This is a genomic window from Collimonas arenae (genome assembly GCF_000786695.1).
Lineage (GTDB): Bacteria > Pseudomonadota > Gammaproteobacteria > Burkholderiales > Burkholderiaceae_D > Collimonas > Collimonas arenae_A.
The window spans coordinates 4,365,678-4,381,629 of record NZ_CP009962.1; the positions used below are offsets into that span (position 1 = coordinate 4,365,678).

The window sequence follows — 15,952 nt, forward strand, 5'->3', positions numbered from 1 at the left end:
ACATGACATCAAGTAGTAACTCCTTGCCGATGGCGCACTCTGCGCCCATCGGCATTTTTGATTCCGGCATCGGCGGCCTGTCTGTGCTGCGGCATATTCATCAGAACCTGCCCTCCGAGGATCTTTTATATTTTGCCGATTCCGCCTATGCGCCCTACGGCGACAAATCGGAAGCGGCGATTTCGGCGCGCACCCTGGCCGTGACCGAGTTCCTGCTGCAAGCCGGCGCAAAGGCGCTGGTGGTTGCTTGTAACACGGCGACGACCGCCGCGATCAAGGCGGTCCGTGCCGCCTACCCGGCGCTGCCCGTAATCGGCATCGAACCCGGCCTCAAGCCAGCGGCCGCGCAAACCCGCAGCAAAATTGTCGGCGTGCTGGCGACCAAAGCGACGTTGATAAGCACCCGCCTGCTAGGCTTGCAGGAAGAGATCAGCGCCGCTACCGGCGTGCGTTTTGAATTACAGCCCTGCGTCGGCCTGGTCGACCAGATCGAAAAAGGTGAATTGCGTTCGCCCCAGACCGCGTTACTGGTGCGGCGCTATATCGCGCCGCTGCTGGAAAAAGGCGTCGACACGCTGGTGCTTGGTTGCACCCACTATCCTTTCGTCCGCCCGCTGATCGAAGATATTGTGCGCGAGCTGAGCAGCACCACGATAGCGATCATCGATACGGGCGATGCCGTCAGCCGCCAGCTAGCCAAGGTGTTGCGTGAAAAAGACCTGTTGCAACAACAAGCGCGTGCAGGCGGTGTGACCGCCTTCGCCAGCGGCAGCCAATCGGTGCTGAAAACGACATTTGCCAACCTGCTGCAGCTGCATCCTCCGGTCTCACAAGTCGCGGCCATAGCGCTTCCTGAAGGAATATCGTAAATCTGCATTATTTGATTTGCCAGGCAGCGGGTTAGTTTGTATAATAGCCAGCTGTCTTGATGCTGAATAAGCATTAGGGCGTTGCAGTAGTAATGCAATGGTGGCTGTAGCTCAGTTGGTAGAGTCCAGGATTGTGATTCCTGTTGTCGCGGGTTCGAGTCCCGTCAGCCACCCCAGTTTCTTCTTTTAAATCAGTAAGTTAGGTCCCCGCTGATTTTTCACATAGTAAAATTTCCAACGGAAACACAAATTTTCCAACGGAAACCTAATCTTCCCCCTTTGCACCTTAAAAATTCTCAGTACATTTCTTGGCGTGTGACCCTGTTCTACTTCCTATATCAGCAGGAAATGGCATCTAAGATGCAGATTATTGGACAGCTAGGCTTTAAGCCTAGCCTTAGTTTTTTCTACAGCGGCAGACGGTAATATAGGTGTTGCAGCGGCTTCTTGACTCTGCAGACTACCTTCATGTGCCTGCGCCAATTCTTGTTGCGCACTCTCTTTGAGGTTTGTAGCTGACTTAGGTCTAACTTTTCTCTTAGCTTGGATACTTTGCATAACTTCTTGTCCAAGATTCTCATCTTGGACAATTTCGCTCTTTGTTGTTTTTAATAGTGAGCGCGCCTCCTCCGCACTTTTTTCCGCTTTCAGATAAAACGGATATCCATAGATTTCTTCGTATGCGGCGTGAAACTCTGGTCGTTCTCGAAAGCCTCCGAACAGAGGCCATTGATGATACGCAACCTCGTGCACAAGCTCTCCTCTCTTGACCCTGTACCCGAATTAGTCCCGATCAGAAGTAGAGATTTCCGACGTTTTTGTTTGCCCAGAAATGACGCTATCCCTTGCCATCTGGGCATACTCTGCGGGTGTTGCCCATTGTAATGCAGAGTGGGGTCTGCTCTCGTTATACTCCTTGCGCCAGGCTTCAATTTTTTGTTTTGCATCGTCCAACGACATGAACCAGTGCTCGTTCAGGCATTCCTGCCGCAGGCGGCCGTTGAAGCTTTCACACTTGGCATTATCGGTCGGCCGCCCAGGCCGACTGAAATCCAGCTCGACACCACGCTCATAGGCCCAGCGATCCATCACTTTCGAAATGAATTCCGATCCATTATCCGATTTGATCGTCTCAGGTAATCCCCTGGTAGCGGCAATCTGGTTCAGCGTCATGGCAACATTCTCTCCCTTTAGGCTTTGCCCGACCTCAATCGCCAAGCACTCACGCGTATGGTTATCGACGACCGTCAGCATACGGAGTCTTCTGCCGTCAAATAGAGCGTCGGCTACAAAATCCATGCTCCATATTTGATTCATGGCCGTCACCAGACTCTTTGGCTGCCTTAGTCGCGCTGTCCGATTACGGCGGGGGCGTTTGAGGCGTAGCGACAGCCCTTGTTCGCGATATAACCGATAGACGCGTTTGACATTGTCTTGCCAGCCTTCCCGTTTCAACATCACATGCACTCGACGATAGCCATAGTGAATGCGTGTTGCCGTTATTTCCCTAATACGCATTGTCAAGGCAGATGAATCACGCGCCACGGACTGGTACCGATACAACGCCCGAGACGTACGCAACAGTGCACAGACTTTCGTCAGGCTGGCCCGGTAACGGTCGCATAATTCATCGATCAGCGTACGGCGACGGGAAGGCTTCAGAGCTTTTTTGACAGAACATCCTGAAGCATGACTTTGTCCAGACTCAGATCTGCAACCAGCTTCTTGAGCTTCGTGTTCTCTTCTTCCAACTGACGAAGCCGTCGTAGCTCGGAAGGCCCTAGGCCACCATACTTCTTCTTCCAGTTGTAAAACGTCGCCTCAGATATCCCAAGCTTGCGGCATACCTCATCGACCGTCGTTCCCAATTCCGCCTGCTTCAGTGCAAACGCAATCTGCTGTTCTGTAAATTTGCTTCTCTTCACGGCTACTCTCCTGTCTATTGTCAGAAAATTATGCCGGATTCTTTACTTTTAATCGGGACTGTTTATTGGGACAGGGTCACTCTTGCCGATTTCTTTCATTACTTTGATAGCGTCAGAATGTCTATTCTGCAATATTGCAACTGCGAACCGAAAGTCTCGAATTGATGCACTCCAATCAATCGAACCCAAGAGGCGATTCATATCGTCGGCTTGCTCCAGATTTTTAAGCGCAATTGCTGTATTGCAAAGTCGGATTCTATGCTGCATATCAGTTGTGCCAACAAGCATGACGTCCGATAGGGAAAACATTCCAATTTCTGAGGCTGTCTTCCATCTCTGTGCGCAAAGTAGTTTGTACACCTGATCGTTTAATTCAGCGTTGGCTTGTTCAGCTTCAGCTGGCAAAATTTTTCGCCAAAGAGTGTGCGTGAGCATAAGCGCCACTCTTGCAACTAGACCAGCAGTTGCTCTGAAGTAAGGATATCCGATCGATAGTTTTTGTCCTGTACGAGGACGGTCAGTAAATTTATATCCGGACGACTCACATACTTGGAGGTATTGGTCACTTACGTGGCCGCCGCAATGAACCATTAGATTTCTTCGCTGACCGGCCTCAACAAACTGCGGCCACTTGACCCTGTCCCAATAAACAGTCCCGATTAAAAGTAAAGAATCCGGCATAATTTTCTGACAATAGACAGGAGAGTAGCCGTGAAGAGAAGCAAATTTACAGAACAGCAGATTGCGTTTGCACTGAAGCAGGCGGAATTGGGAACGACGGTCGATGAGGTATGCCGCAAGCTTGGGATATCTGAGGCGACGTTTTACAACTGGAAGAAGAAGTATGGTGGCCTAGGGCCTTCCGAGCTACGACGGCTTCGTCAGTTGGAAGAAGAGAACACGAAGCTCAAGAAGCTGGTTGCAGATCTGAGTCTGGACAAAGTCATGCTTCAGGATGTTCTGTCAAAAAAGCTCTGAAGCCTTCCCGTCGCCGTACGCTGATCGATGAATTATGCGACCGTTACCGGGCCAGCCTGACGAAAGTCTGTGCACTGTTGCGTACGTCTCGGGCGTTGTATCGGTACCAGTCCGTGGCGCGTGATTCATCTGCCTTGACAATGCGTATTAGGGAAATAACGGCAACACGCATTCACTATGGCTATCGTCGAGTGCATGTGATGTTGAAACGGGAAGGCTGGCAAGACAATGTCAAACGCGTCTATCGGTTATATCGCGAACAAGGGCTGTCGCTACGCCTCAAACGCCCCCGCCGTAATCGGACAGCGCGACTAAGGCAGCCAAAGAGTCTGGTGACGGCCATGAATCAAATATGGAGCATGGATTTTGTAGCCGACGCTCTATTTGACGGCAGAAGACTCCGTATGCTGACGGTCGTCGATAACCATACGCGTGAGTGCTTGGCGATTGAGGTCGGGCAAAGCCTAAAGGGAGAGAATGTTGCCATGACGCTGAACCAGATTGCCGCTACCAGGGGATTACCTGAGACGATCAAATCGGATAATGGATCGGAATTCATTTCGAAAGTGATGGATCGCTGGGCCTATGAGCGTGGTGTCGAGCTGGATTTCAGTCGGCCTGGGCGGCCGACCGATAATGCCAAGTGTGAAAGCTTCAACGGCCGCCTGCGGCAGGAATGCCTGAACGAGCACTGGTTCATGTCGTTGGACGATGCAAAACAAAAAATTGAAGCCTGGCGCAAGGAGTATAACGAGAGCAGACCCCACTCTGCATTACAATGGGCAACACCCGCAGAGTATGCCCAGATGGCAAGGGATAGCGTCATTTCTGGGCAAACAAAAACGTCGGAAATCTCTACTTCTGATCGGGACTAATTCGGGTACAGGGTCAAAACGTCGGAAATCTCTACTTCTGATCGGGACTAATTCGGGTACAGGGTCAGATGCGCAAGGAAAGCCCGTTCGCTTGGCCGGGCTTCGAAATTATCGACGCGACGGCGGTCACGCCTAAGGATGCATTTCAGCGCCAGCAAGTGCAGAACGATAGATTGCTACCTGGTGATAAAGAACAATTCAAGCCATCAGCCGATGTGGTGAACAACAGCGCGCTGATGCTCGCGCTGGACAAGGCGATGGATCGCAACCATGACGGCAAGCTGGACGTTAACGAATTGAAAAGTGCATTGGCGGTCCCTGAAATTGCTCAGGGGGTAACCCGGATCATTGGGCGCTACCAAAGCGAATGGGGCGGCGATATGACGCGGTGGACCGCGTTGACTCCGCTGATGAAGAATGGTGAAGGGGTCTGGACGAAAGAGCTAGAGCGCATCCAAAAATTGCAATGGTGGCCGCAGGTTAGTACAGTGAAATCCTTGCCGAGTCCAACAGTACTTCACTTTCATCCGATTGGTTTCATTGGGAATTTCAATGTTGGTGAATCGGATTGCAAAGCGCGGTTTTTAAAGATCTCATCGATCATACTTATCCATGAAGGTGGATACGTGAACGATCCTAAGGATTCGGGTGGAGCAACTAACAAGGGTATTGCATGGAATGCATGGCAAGCCTATGCAAAAGAAGATCTGGGAGTGGAACCTACACTTGAAAACCTGATCGCTTTGACGAACGATCAAGCTTGCAAAATCTATCTCAATCGCTATTGGGAACCGAAGGGTTTTTGCAAAATTCGTAATGAAAAAACCGCATTAATGATATACGACTGGTCAATAACTTCTGGGCAAGCTATTAAAAAAATTCAAGAGTTACTAAATTTAGACTTTGGAAAAAATATAGTGGACAACAACCACATGACGGATGAGACCATAGATGCAGTTAATTCCATAGAAGACCAAGACAATTTAATTGAAAAAATCGGAAAAACAAGAAAAAAATATTACGAGTCATTGGCATACCAAGCGGATGGGAAGCCGGGTAAAAATATTAAATTTTTAAACGGTTGGTTAAATCGTGTAGACGACTGTTTAAACTATCACGGACGATAAAAATGAGAATACGTTTCCTGGGCTGGTTACTATTTATTTTTTGCACATCCACTATTGCAAGTAGTGGATCAAATTTGAGTCGATACAGTGGGAATTGGAATTGGAGTGATGCGCCTTCTGACAGAACTTTTTCTCTTAAACTAACCATCAAAAATTTTGTCTTGACTGCGCAATATTGCGCAGTTGCAAAAAATGGGCAGAAAATTGATTGCGACGACGAAGACAACCCAAATATTAACGGACATTTTGAACGGACGAAGAGCGAAGCTTTGGTGAATTTTTCCTCGTTTTTTGACGCTCATGATGGAGTAGCTCGAATTGAACTTCGCAACAATCATGTCATTTGGCATGTTATAAAAAATCCTGTTGGTGGCGATTTTTATGCGCCGAAGGATGCTGTATTAAATCGCAATTAGAGCCGCCTTTACTCTTGAACACTGGATATGGGTTAAATCCGAGCCGTCACCGGCGATACACGTGAACCTGAACGGACGCTCAGAATTGAATAGCCCTATGGAAGAAGATACCGTCGTCGACCCCACCAAGTCACCAGAAAATGGGCCCATCCGTTATGTCATGAAGAACGGGGATCAAGTTCTGCATACCAAGGATGGAGCGCATTTTGTACGCCCTGACGGTGGCGTCGTACTGTGGACAGCGGACGATAAAATTATTGCGACTTTTCCCAAAGTATTGCGTTTAGAAATTCGTAGCTTGGCTGAAGTGGTGGGCCACGAAATTAGTGAAGTTAATGGCAGAACGAAGCATGTGTTTCTGTTTCGAGGTAATGGTATTTTGGGTTGCTCCTTTGCCCGAGGCGATCCTTTCGTGGAAGTTAACTGCCTCTCTCTTTTCTTTGAATATGATGAAGTTAGCCATGTGATGACTGCGACACATGCTAGAGGTGTAAAGCCTTTTTCCGTATCTTCGGTGAAAAATATTCCTGATGCTGCTGATCTGTTTTCCCATGACATTCAAACAGCAGTCGGCATGACAACTCACTTTTTGCGCTATCACAAAGGAATCGATTATCAGTATGCTTACAATGAACGTGGCGACGTGATTGAAAATGCCGGTCAGATGATGCGCGTGCCTGAAGATCGCGATGGGAATTCCTTAGTCTGAGCAAGACGTTGCAAATAAATTTCGAACGGCCCCTAACGTCCTATGCGCCGCAATGCCGCTTGCTCCCTGTCGTAATCAACGCACGAGAAAATACCAATTTATCGCGGTGTCAACGGTGTCGCGCTAAAATAAAGCCCCCCCCCTCGGGAAAACCATAACCTTTACGGCCTTTTTCAGAAAACCACCGGAGAGCCTTACAGCATAAGGCTTTGCAGGATTCGATAAAGTATAACTTCGGCATAACCTTGGCATAACTAGGTTATAAAATAAAAATAATCTCTTCAATAATTAATATCCATATAAATCAATGAGTTAGAATTTTATTATGTTTCAGATTATGGAAAGTCATACTTCAAACATAACCACCTAAAGCTATATAAATCAATGGCTTGCAGAACAAAAAATGCTCAGCTTATAAAGGTTATGCTTTCCCCTAGGTCGAACCTAAAATGCCTCCCAATCCTCATCCTTTGTATTTCCCACGACACCGCGTTTTACCTCTTCAGGTGCGTCGTTTTGCGTCTTTTTTGCAACGTGTTTTGACCCTTCGTCGGGTGATTTCCTCCCTATGTGCGTCTATTCCAAAAATTTGAGTCGGAAGCGCCCCATTTGACGGCTAGGCGTGGCGGGGGGGGGATGACTAGCCACGCATACCTAAATAAGAACAATGTTGCAACTCAACAACTAAATAAAATATACCTGCGACACAATTGTTTGCAGCGAAACGCCGCGCAAAGAAGTAAGATTGTCCTGATGATGCATTAAGGTAACGTAGACGGTTTGACAAAATATAAGTAGCAGCAACTCGTTGACCTATGCATACGGGCAAACATTCCTCGCCCACAATCACTTGTATATTTCTGAATCTGCCAGGGCTTCCTGGCGACCGTAGGTAAATCCAGACAGGGTTTACGGGAGATAGAACAATGAGTTTTGCATCGAACGGTGGTGGCTCGGGACCGAGTTTATCTGGTGCTTCTGGCATGCTTGGACAGGTGGCCGGTTTAGCCGGAACCTTTGGCGCAGGAACAGCGGCAGCCCAGGCTCTTGGACAAGCATCGCAAGCAGCCCAGCTGGCGCAAACCGCAGCGTCTCTTCTGGATGGTAAAACCCCGTCAGCGATTGCCGACGCAATCAATAGCCTGACAGGGAATAGCGGAAAACTAACTCAACGAGAGCGTATTGTCCGGCTCGAATCGCCATTTGGTGAAGATGCGTTACTGGTCAATACCATGATCGCGGATGAACATGTCAACGGTTTGTTCCATATTGCGCTTGACATGATGTCGTACTCGACGGACTTGAGCGGCAAGGATATTGTTGGGAAACCCGTGCTGCTTCGCCTGATGGTCACCAAGGACGATGCCGGACTGGGCGCCATCATGAGTGGCGCCGGGATTGAGCCGCCGCCGAAAGAGCGCTACTTTCATGGCTATGTCAGTCGCTTTGGCCGGGTCGGGGATTCCGGCAGCGTGACGCGGTACACGGCGGACGTAGTTCCTTGGCTGTGGTTTCTGGATCGAAGCAAGGACAGCAGGATTTTCATTGGCAAGACTCTGGAGCAAATTCTAAGTGAAATATTCGATGGCTACGGATTTCGCGATGTTGAATTTCACCTGCAATCGAAGTACGAAAAATTTGAATACATAGTTCAATACAGAGAATCTGATTTTAATTTCGTATCCAGGTTGATGGAACAGGAAGGGCTGGCTTATTGGTTCCGTCACGAGGAAGGAAAGCATATCCTGGTCATTTCAGACAGCAACGATTTTTTCAGCGAGATCAAAGGCTTTAAATCGATTGAATACTATGGCACGGCGGCATCCGCCAAACGCGATAGCATTGAGCAGTGGGACGAAGCATTTCAATACCGGGTAGGAAAAATGACCTTCCGGGACTTCAATTATCAAACACCATCGACTCCCTTGTTGCATGTGGAAGTGCCTACGACGTTGCAGCATGAACAGATTACCAATACCGAGCACTATGACTATCAGAGCTTGTACGATAGTCGCAGCCAGGGTGAACGGTACGCTACCTTTGCGATGCAGGCAGAGGAAGGCCGCGCACATGAATTCACCGGTAGTGCCTATACGCGGGCGATGTTCGCTGGCGGTAAATTTAAACTGATCAATCACAAAGTCTCAGCCTATAACAACAAAGAGTTTGCGCTACTGAGCGTCAGGCATGAAGCGGCGAACGACTATACGCAACACCACGGGCAACTAGCTTACCGCAACACGTTCACCGCCTTGCCAGTGGAGATTCCCTATCGGCCGGTCAAAGTCACGCCCAAGCCGTTTATCCAGGGCACCCAGACGGCTATCGTTGTCGGCCCGAAAGGCGAGGAAATACACGTTGATAAAGATGGGCGTGTACCTATCCATTTCCATTGGGACCGGCAAGGAAAAAAAGATGGAAATGATACGATTGCGGTGCGGATATCGCAGCCGATGGCCGGTCAGGGATGGGGCGGCTCTACCATTCCGCGGATCGGCCAGGAGGTAATTGTTTCCTTCATCGAAGGCGATCCGGATAACCCGATTATTGTCGGCCGTGTGTACAACGGTGACGCTAAAAATCCCTACAGCGGTGCGCTTGGCGAGACCATGGGCATACGGAGTAAAACCCATAAGGGCGGCGGGTTTAACGAACTCAAGATGGTTGACACGAACGGCGCCGAACAATTGGCATTGCAGGCCCAGCGTGACATGCACATCAAGGTCAAAAATAACCAGAGCACCACGGTTCACGCCGACAAGAGTACTTACGTTGGCGGCGGTCATACCGAGAACATCAAAAAGGATGTTGCGATTACCGTGGCAGAAGGCGGATATGATTTGACCGTCAACGACAAGCATATGCATGTTACGGCCAAGACTGAAATCAAGCTGGTCGTGGGGCCCAACTCCATTACGATTGATCAAAATGGCATTACGATTAAAGGTCTGAAAGTTTCATCTGTCGCTACGGCTGAAAACTTGATTCTTGGTGAGCCGGTCAACATCAATCCTGCGCCACCGCCACCGACCCCAGAACAAGCGTTAGCAGCCCAATGGGCTGCGCAGACTGCGATTATTGACGAAGGACTTCGCAGTCAGAATCCGGCGGTTCAAGCGGCGGCGAAGAAACTTCAGGAAAGTCGCAAGGCGCAGCAAATGGCACTACTGGCGGGAGCTGTGTATGACCCGACGAAACCTCTGCCGCCTGGCTGGAAAAGCTCTACCAATGATCCTGCTGCCCTTGCCCCATATGGCCTAAAGCCCAGCGATTTTAAGATTGCAGGCAGCAATTTCGGCGCACAAATGTATACGCCTGATCCGGCGGTGTTTGGCGATTCAATGAAGCCAACGATTGCAATGAAGGGAACGCAAAAACTGGCGCCATGGTCCGACGATATGGAGAATAATTTTGCACAGGGTATCAACGAGGAATCCCCGTATTACAAACGCGCGGTGGACTTGGGAACCAAGATCGATCGTGCTGGTATGGCTGGTAATATCGAAGGGACGGGCCATTCCTTGGGAGGTGGGACGATATCTGCTTTTTCTGAGGCCAGCGGAGCGTCAGCAACCACCTTTAATGCTGCAGGTTTGAATCCAGAAACAGTGACTCGTTACGGTGGCGTTGTTCATCCTTCCCAGATCACTGCCTATCGTGTTGACGGCGAAGTCTTGACCGGGTTGCAAGAGCCTACTGTCATGGATCATATTACAAGTCCAACTACGTCGTTGATCGGGGATATGATGCCGAAGGCGGTTGGAACACCAGTTACCATGGAGCCAACGAGTTTCGACCCCGTTAGAAGACACATGATGTCGGACGTTAATAATGGCATTGGCCAAATTGTGCAGCAAGATCAAAGCAAGCTGACTGGCCTACTTGGAATGAATTAATGACACGAAAAATTACCAATAAAACCGTAGCAATTGTGGGCACAGTGGCTCTCGCCGCTGTTATAGCGAGTACTTCGCCTGTCTGGACGCCTCTTTTTGCCAAAGGATCACAAATGACTGGTTTTAAACGTTTTCCACCTGAGCATTTTTTCTCTGACCCTAAACAGATCGCTTTGGGCAAGGCAATCTATGACGGAGATCTTGCTGCTGTTGAGCGCTTGATTCCTGGCACGGATCTGAATAAGCCAGGTATCAATGGCGGAACTCCAATACTCTATGCACTTCAAGAGACCGTTCCGGTAGAACAAGATGGCAGCAGTAAACGCTTTGCCATCCTGAGCGCTTTAGTCAAAGCAGGCGCAAATCCTGATCCTGATTCGGCAGACTCGGACAAGCCTGGCGCGCTCGATTTTATTTTGTTGAGAAAATCAAATTTTGCCTTTCGTGCCTTGCTGGACGGCGGTCTGGATCCCAATCACTTAAGGCATGGCGAAGAGCCGCTGATCTTTTCGGTTGCCAGCGACGATCTAATGCCATCACTAAAACTGTTGGTAGATCGGCGGGCAGATATTGACAAGCGCGATTCGCTGGGACGGACTGCAATAGACGAAGCTCTCGCAAGCTATCAGTTCGACGCAATAGATTATTTATTGGCTCACGGTGCGAATCCTAAAAACGTTGACCGGCTTGGCACCTCCTTTGCCTGGGCGGTTCAGGTCGCATTAAATCATGTTGATCCGAATTGGCCGCGTCGACCGCGCTTGCTGACTATCCGCGATCGTTTGGTTGCATTGGGCGTAACGTGGCCGCCTACGCCACCTAAGGTCTTACGTGAGCGGATGCGTGCTCATGGTGAAACGCCGATTCCATCGCCGGTACTCGATAAATAGACACTGCTGCTGCAGCCAATAGGGAGAAAGAATGTCATCAACTGAAGATAATCAATCCGGATTACAGCAGCCGGCCGTAGATAGATATCGCACCAATGAATTGAGTTTTACACTGCCTCCAGGTCTAAAAGACAAGACGCATCACGTTTTTACGATTACGGACAGCGGCCCTAGTCCGTTCACCTTGGTCATTTCTCATAGTCCAATTGCACCAGAGGATACCCTTGAAACGATTTCAAAACGGCTTGTGTTGGAGTTAGGACGCTCGTTGCAACAGTTTCGTACTATTCAAGAGCCGGTGGCGGTAGAAGTAGCTGGCCAGCACGGTTGTCGTTTGGAGTACTCCTGGATGCAGCAGGGCGTGAAGATGCAACAAAAGCAGGTCTGCTTGTTGCATGAAATCCCTGGGAAACGGCAACTGATTCAAGTTGCCGGCACCAGCTCGGCACAAGGTGAGCATGGGTTAGATTGGGCTTTGAGATTTGAACAAATTGTGGCGACCGTTCAACTCCGCCTGCCTGAGGAATAGCAATGCAAGCAGCTGCCCGAATTACCGATCCGATAGAACACACCAGCGCACTGTCTGGTCTTCTGACTGGCTTGCTAATCGGCGCAGCAATTGCGGTGGCGGCAATAGCGATTGTCGGTACAGGTGGGCTTGCGGCCGTGGCTATCGTCGGCGCCGGCGCTGCCATGGGGGCTGGTGTAGGTGAAATGGTCGGAAGCATGTCGTTTGCGAAATCCGTATCTGGCGCCATCTTGCAATCGGGATCAAGCAACACGAACATCAATAGCCTTAAGGCTGCCCGTGCGCACGTGGATGTGGTGGAGTGCAGCAAGCATCCTAATCCGCCCAAGCCAATCGCAACCGGCAGCAGCAACGTTTTCATCAACAGTATGCCTGCCGCCCGAGTCGGAGATAAGACGGGTTGTGACGCCGAAATTAGCAGCGGATCACAGAATGTATTTATCGGCGGCGGGACGGTTCAGACGGACGAAATTTCACCGGAAGTGCCAGGTTGGCTCCACGTAGCTGTTTTTGCTGTAGGCATGGCAAGTGCAGTGGTCTTGGCCGGCCCAGTCATAGCCTTTGCCGGATTAGTTGGCGGCGTATTAGGTGGTGCGGGAGGGAATTGGCTCGGAGGTAAGCTGTTCGGGGAAGGTTCTGATGGGCAAAAAGCTAGCGCATTTGTCGGTGCCATGATAGGAGGTATCGTTGGCGGAAAAGGTGGCGCATTGTTAACGGCAAAGTCCGTACCAATACCAGCGAGCACCGCAGATTTGATCGCACAACGGGTTTCGGCAAATGCGCTCTTGCGCGACAGTCCTCAATTTGCCGCTGATATGAATAAAGTCGGGGTAACCGATGAGCAGATTGGAACCATGTTTGCAAAAGAGGCGCCTCTCGGTTTTGAAAGCCCAGAGCAATTTGGCCAGTTTAAAACGGATCTTCATGGAGCTTTGAACGAAGCTGGTTTACCAGATGCGGAAATTGGATTAAAAGGAACGTCTACAACTTTCTATTCCGAAAACCCGGGGAAACCATTGGGACACCATTGGGATGCAGACCCGCTTAACCCTGGCGACTATGATCTCAACATCAGTAGTCCGAAAATGGTCGAGCAGTTGCAGGATGCCAATATTTCGCCAAGTGAAAAATATGGTGTGTTCAAGACTCGCGATATTAACGAGAACTTCCCTGCATTAGATAAATTTCAACAGGAATGGTCTCAAAAACTTGGAAGAGACGTAAACTTTGTCGGGTACCCAGAAACTCCGCTACGCGATCCAACCGAATATATATTAAGGACACCAGAATGAAAGATTTTGTACGGGTGGACATCAAATCCAAGCTCGAGAAAACAGATGTTCTAGAAATATTTTCTAGGGTTCTGCAGGATTTTCGTTGCCGTACCGGAGAAAGTGACGCACAAGGTGGTTATGTTGTTGCGACCAATAGCGATGGTGTTCAGATTCAGTGCTGGACCGGTGAAACACCTATGGAATTTTCAATTTCATTTAGGAGTGCAAAATTGGATTCTGGAACAAAGGAAAAACTAGTCAAACGAATCTTTCATGATCTGCTCCCACTAATTGGAGAAATTGTGACGCTCGATGCGTAGCTGGTGAAGAGTTACAAATACTTTCCCCCGTGTACAGTAAAAATATAAGTACATGTGGAAGTCACATGGGGAAATATTGCAGTGCCGCTCGTGTTGCGGCTGAGAATTATGGACTCGTGAGCAATATTTCAAATTTCGACTTTAGAGAAATTAGGTGTCAATGACATATGTAATGGTTGATGTTGAATCTGACGGGCCAATCCCCGGCGACTACTCAATGATTTCATTTGGTGCCGTCATCGTAGAGCCCGGATTGGCACGTACGTTTTATGGGAAACTCAAGCCGATTTCCGATGCTTGGATACCAGATGCACTTCAGGTTAGCGGTTTTTGCCGTGAAGAGACTTTTGCATTTGAAACTCCGACTGTTGTGATGGAACGATTTGGAAAATGGCTGAAGGATGAGATCAAAGATCGACCAATGTTTATTTCCGATAACAATGGCTTCGACTGGCAATTCATAAACTGGTATTTCCACCACTTTGCGGGTGATAATCCGTTTGGCCACAGCTCCACTAATTTAGGTTCGCTTTATAAGGGGCTTGTAAAAAATACTCGCGACAATTTCAAGCATCTAAGAAAAACTAAGCATACCCATCATCCTGTGGATGATGCGAAAGGTAATGCTGAAGCTTTACTCTATATGAAGCAACATCTGGAATTAGACATCAAGCTTTGATAGGCTTTTTGCTGACACCGACTCTGGTTTAGTTTGTACTGAATATTGCGTTGCCGATGTTTTTTTGAATTGAGTTCTGTGCCGCTAATTGTTTAATTTTGAAGGTAGAGATTATAGCTTTGAGTAACAAGATTTTTACAACATCAATTCCAATTGGTGGTTTGAAAACTTCGTCCGGTAATCGGACGCCTCTCGACCTTGCCATAGACAATGCATTAGTGTGTACCGTACGCGCCGACGATACCGAATTTGAACGCCTGCCTACACCGATGCGTTATCGCGCATCGGGGGCTATTCGGGTTTGGAAAGATGTCCGTCAAATTGCCGGCCGTAACGCAGCGAGTTTATCGGCGCGATTAACAGATACTTCCGACGCACCTCTTCAGCACTTCAATGATCCGAGCGATTCTCTCGATGCCAATTATTCACGCGAGATGAGAATATCTGCTGTCCGTGTCATTGTCGCGCACGGTTCCAATAGCATTTTCCGTCAGGCGTTCTTGCAGCGTCATGGGCATTGTACAAGCTCCCCCGCGTTACAAAAAAACTCGGAGTCACCAATATATCCGGCGACGTTTCGCTGGAAAAGCTGCGGTTACCGTCATCGGCACTCTGTATCGTGCCTGCCCCATTAATGAGAGATCAGCAAGACAGCATCCTGCTGTCATGGTGCTTGCGTACACGGAACTGGAAGGCGCCCCCAGCAATTTCAAGCAATCCAATCAGGCACTCGCTGATAACTGAGGAGTGTCCAGCAAAAACGTAGCAACATGGCGTGGGGACAATGCTTATACTTGGCACGAAGAACCCGATCTGACAACAATACTGCTGATCTCTGGCAAGACTAACGGCAAATTCGGTCACTTGGGCGGCGCGGGTGAGATTAATAAGGGCATGACCAAACCTCCTGGAGATTGATAGTGACCATAGTTTTTGACAGCACTTTTGGAAATATTCATTTTGACGACGATACAGGTTGGATCGGATCCTACGTCTATCCATTCTTAAGATCAAAGGTCGCGGTAGAACTAAATCTAGGGGGCGAAGAAAATGAAAATATTTCTTCGACTCAGCAAGACGCCTTTGTTTTATTCGATGGCAATAGTGTTGAACTATGTAGGCAGGCTGAAGATGCCATTTTCAGACACTACCAATCGCGATGTAAGGATCTTAGAGGGCAGTTTGGGGACAACGCTGATGAATACATGCCCTTCATCGATAACAAGACACAACTAAAATCTCTCGTGACCCCAGTGGCTTTGATGGTTAAGGAGTCTCTTACTAGTACGGATCGAATAATAGGTCTTCTGTTTAACTGCTCATGGGAGCCTAGTCTCGGATTAGCGGTACGGTTCGTAAATGAGGTCGTACGTGAAGTGGGGCCACAAGATATTGTGCTTTGATTTGAGTGTTATTTCTTTCATTTGGCCGTTTTTCCCGATACAAGTTACCTGACTCTGTCGCC

16 protein-coding genes and 1 tRNA gene are annotated in these 15,952 nt (G+C 48.9%); 14 read left to right on the plus strand and 3 right to left on the minus strand.

Going from position 1 to position 15,952, the window contains the following annotated elements; genetic code table 11:
- Positions 1-2: 2 nt before the first annotated feature.
- Together murI and LT85_RS19180 are read left to right on the plus strand one after the other, a co-directional pair.
- On the plus strand, positions 3-869 hold the full coding sequence (gene murI, locus LT85_RS19175; RefSeq protein WP_038492082.1) for a glutamate racemase: 867 nt from the start codon (positions 3-5) through the stop codon (positions 867-869).
- Between the two features lie 100 nt (positions 870-969).
- A tRNA-His gene (locus LT85_RS19180) sits at positions 970-1,045 on the plus strand.
- A gap of 202 nt (positions 1,046-1,247) precedes the next feature.
- Here LT85_RS19180 and LT85_RS19185 read toward each other — a convergent pair.
- The 3 genes from LT85_RS19185 to LT85_RS25595 form a co-directional block, all read right to left on the minus strand.
- Complete coding sequence (locus LT85_RS19185; RefSeq protein ID WP_038492085.1) at positions 1,248-1,622, minus strand: hypothetical protein; 375 nt, start codon at positions 1,620-1,622, stop codon at positions 1,248-1,250.
- 30 nt (positions 1,623-1,652) lie between these two features.
- Positions 1,653-2,794, minus strand: a protein-coding gene (locus LT85_RS19190; protein ID WP_253273555.1) for an IS3 family transposase whose coding sequence is annotated in 2 segments (ribosomal slippage) — positions 1,653-2,542 and positions 2,542-2,794 — 1,143 coding nt in all. Because the reading frame shifts where the segments join, the coding sequence is not laid out codon by codon here.
- 48 nt (positions 2,795-2,842) lie between these two features.
- Positions 2,843-3,229: a hypothetical protein gene (locus tag LT85_RS25595; protein ID WP_052135321.1), complete on the minus strand. Its 387-nt coding sequence runs from the start codon at positions 3,227-3,229 to the stop codon at positions 2,843-2,845.
- A 276-nt stretch (positions 3,230-3,505) separates the two neighbouring features.
- Here LT85_RS25595 and LT85_RS19210 point away from each other — a divergent pair.
- The 12 genes from LT85_RS19210 (at position 3,506) to LT85_RS19260 (ending at position 15,890) form a co-directional block, all read left to right on the plus strand.
- Positions 3,506-4,647 (plus strand): IS3 family transposase gene (locus LT85_RS19210; RefSeq protein WP_253273555.1). Its coding sequence is split into 2 segments (ribosomal slippage): positions 3,506-3,758 and positions 3,758-4,647, totalling 1,143 coding nucleotides; the frame shifts between segments, so codons are not numbered across the junction.
- Between the two features lie 68 nt (positions 4,648-4,715).
- Positions 4,716-5,774 (plus strand): glycoside hydrolase family 108 protein, encoded by a 1,059-nt coding sequence (locus LT85_RS19215; RefSeq protein ID WP_052135322.1) that lies wholly within the window; start codon positions 4,716-4,718, stop codon positions 5,772-5,774.
- Positions 5,775-5,776: 2 nt separating this feature from the next.
- On the plus strand, positions 5,777-6,190 hold the full coding sequence (locus LT85_RS26720; protein ID WP_156117583.1) for a hypothetical protein: 414 nt from the start codon (positions 5,777-5,779) through the stop codon (positions 6,188-6,190).
- 61 nt (positions 6,191-6,251) lie between these two features.
- The gene (locus tag LT85_RS19225) at positions 6,252-6,899 is read left to right on the plus strand and encodes a hypothetical protein (RefSeq protein ID WP_156117584.1); all 648 of its coding nucleotides are present in this window, start codon (positions 6,252-6,254) and stop codon (positions 6,897-6,899) included.
- 926 nt (positions 6,900-7,825) lie between these two features.
- Entirely contained in the window at positions 7,826-10,795 is a 2,970-nt protein-coding gene (gene tssI / locus LT85_RS19230) for a type VI secretion system tip protein TssI/VgrG (RefSeq protein WP_038492094.1), read from the plus strand.
- Positions 10,795-11,685: an ankyrin repeat domain-containing protein gene (locus LT85_RS19235; RefSeq protein WP_156117585.1), complete on the plus strand. Its 891-nt coding sequence runs from the start codon at positions 10,795-10,797 to the stop codon at positions 11,683-11,685. The genes tssI and LT85_RS19235 overlap by 1 nt, the downstream gene beginning before the upstream one ends.
- Positions 11,686-11,716: 31 nt before the next feature.
- Entirely contained in the window at positions 11,717-12,214 is a 498-nt protein-coding gene (locus LT85_RS19240) for a DcrB-related protein (RefSeq protein ID WP_052135325.1), read from the plus strand.
- 2 nt (positions 12,215-12,216) lie between these two features.
- Positions 12,217-13,506: a PAAR domain-containing protein gene (locus LT85_RS26170; protein WP_081992554.1), complete on the plus strand. Its 1,290-nt coding sequence runs from the start codon at positions 12,217-12,219 to the stop codon at positions 13,504-13,506.
- On the plus strand, positions 13,503-13,808 hold the full coding sequence (locus LT85_RS19250) for a hypothetical protein (protein WP_038492097.1): 306 nt from the start codon (positions 13,503-13,505) through the stop codon (positions 13,806-13,808). The genes LT85_RS26170 and LT85_RS19250 overlap by 4 nt, the downstream gene beginning before the upstream one ends.
- Positions 13,809-13,980: 172 nt before the next feature.
- The gene (locus LT85_RS19255) at positions 13,981-14,487 is read left to right on the plus strand and encodes a 3'-5' exoribonuclease (RefSeq protein WP_216595026.1); all 507 of its coding nucleotides are present in this window, start codon (positions 13,981-13,983) and stop codon (positions 14,485-14,487) included.
- 747 nt (positions 14,488-15,234) lie between these two features.
- Complete coding sequence (locus LT85_RS27595; RefSeq protein WP_156117586.1) at positions 15,235-15,405, plus strand: HNH endonuclease; 171 nt, start codon at positions 15,235-15,237, stop codon at positions 15,403-15,405.
- A 2-nt stretch (positions 15,406-15,407) separates the two neighbouring features.
- Positions 15,408-15,890, plus strand: a complete 483-nt coding sequence (locus LT85_RS19260) for a DUF6985 domain-containing protein (protein WP_052135326.1) — start codon at positions 15,408-15,410, stop codon at positions 15,888-15,890.
- Positions 15,891-15,952: the final 62 nt, after the last annotated feature.

What these genes read in the sequence shown, in the direction of transcription:
- murI (WP_038492082.1), top strand. Translation starts at nt 3, where the DNA reads ATGACATCAAGTAGTAACTCCTTGCCGATGGCGCACTCTGCGCCCATC.
- LT85_RS25595 (WP_052135321.1), bottom strand. Translation starts at nt 3,229, where the DNA reads ATGCTCACGCACACTCTTTGGCGAAAAATTTTGCCAGCTGAAGCTGAA.
- LT85_RS19215 (WP_052135322.1), top strand. Translation starts at nt 4,716, where the DNA reads ATGCGCAAGGAAAGCCCGTTCGCTTGGCCGGGCTTCGAAATTATCGAC.
- LT85_RS26720 (WP_156117583.1), top strand. Translation starts at nt 5,777, where the DNA reads ATGAGAATACGTTTCCTGGGCTGGTTACTATTTATTTTTTGCACATCC.
- tssI (WP_038492094.1), top strand. Translation starts at nt 7,826, where the DNA reads ATGAGTTTTGCATCGAACGGTGGTGGCTCGGGACCGAGTTTATCTGGT.
- LT85_RS19235 (WP_156117585.1), top strand. Translation starts at nt 10,795, where the DNA reads ATGACACGAAAAATTACCAATAAAACCGTAGCAATTGTGGGCACAGTG.
- LT85_RS19240 (WP_052135325.1), top strand. Translation starts at nt 11,717, where the DNA reads ATGTCATCAACTGAAGATAATCAATCCGGATTACAGCAGCCGGCCGTA.
- LT85_RS26170 (WP_081992554.1), top strand. Translation starts at nt 12,217, where the DNA reads ATGCAAGCAGCTGCCCGAATTACCGATCCGATAGAACACACCAGCGCA.
- LT85_RS19250 (WP_038492097.1), top strand. Translation starts at nt 13,503, where the DNA reads ATGAAAGATTTTGTACGGGTGGACATCAAATCCAAGCTCGAGAAAACA.
- LT85_RS19255 (WP_216595026.1), top strand. Translation starts at nt 13,981, where the DNA reads ATGGTTGATGTTGAATCTGACGGGCCAATCCCCGGCGACTACTCAATG.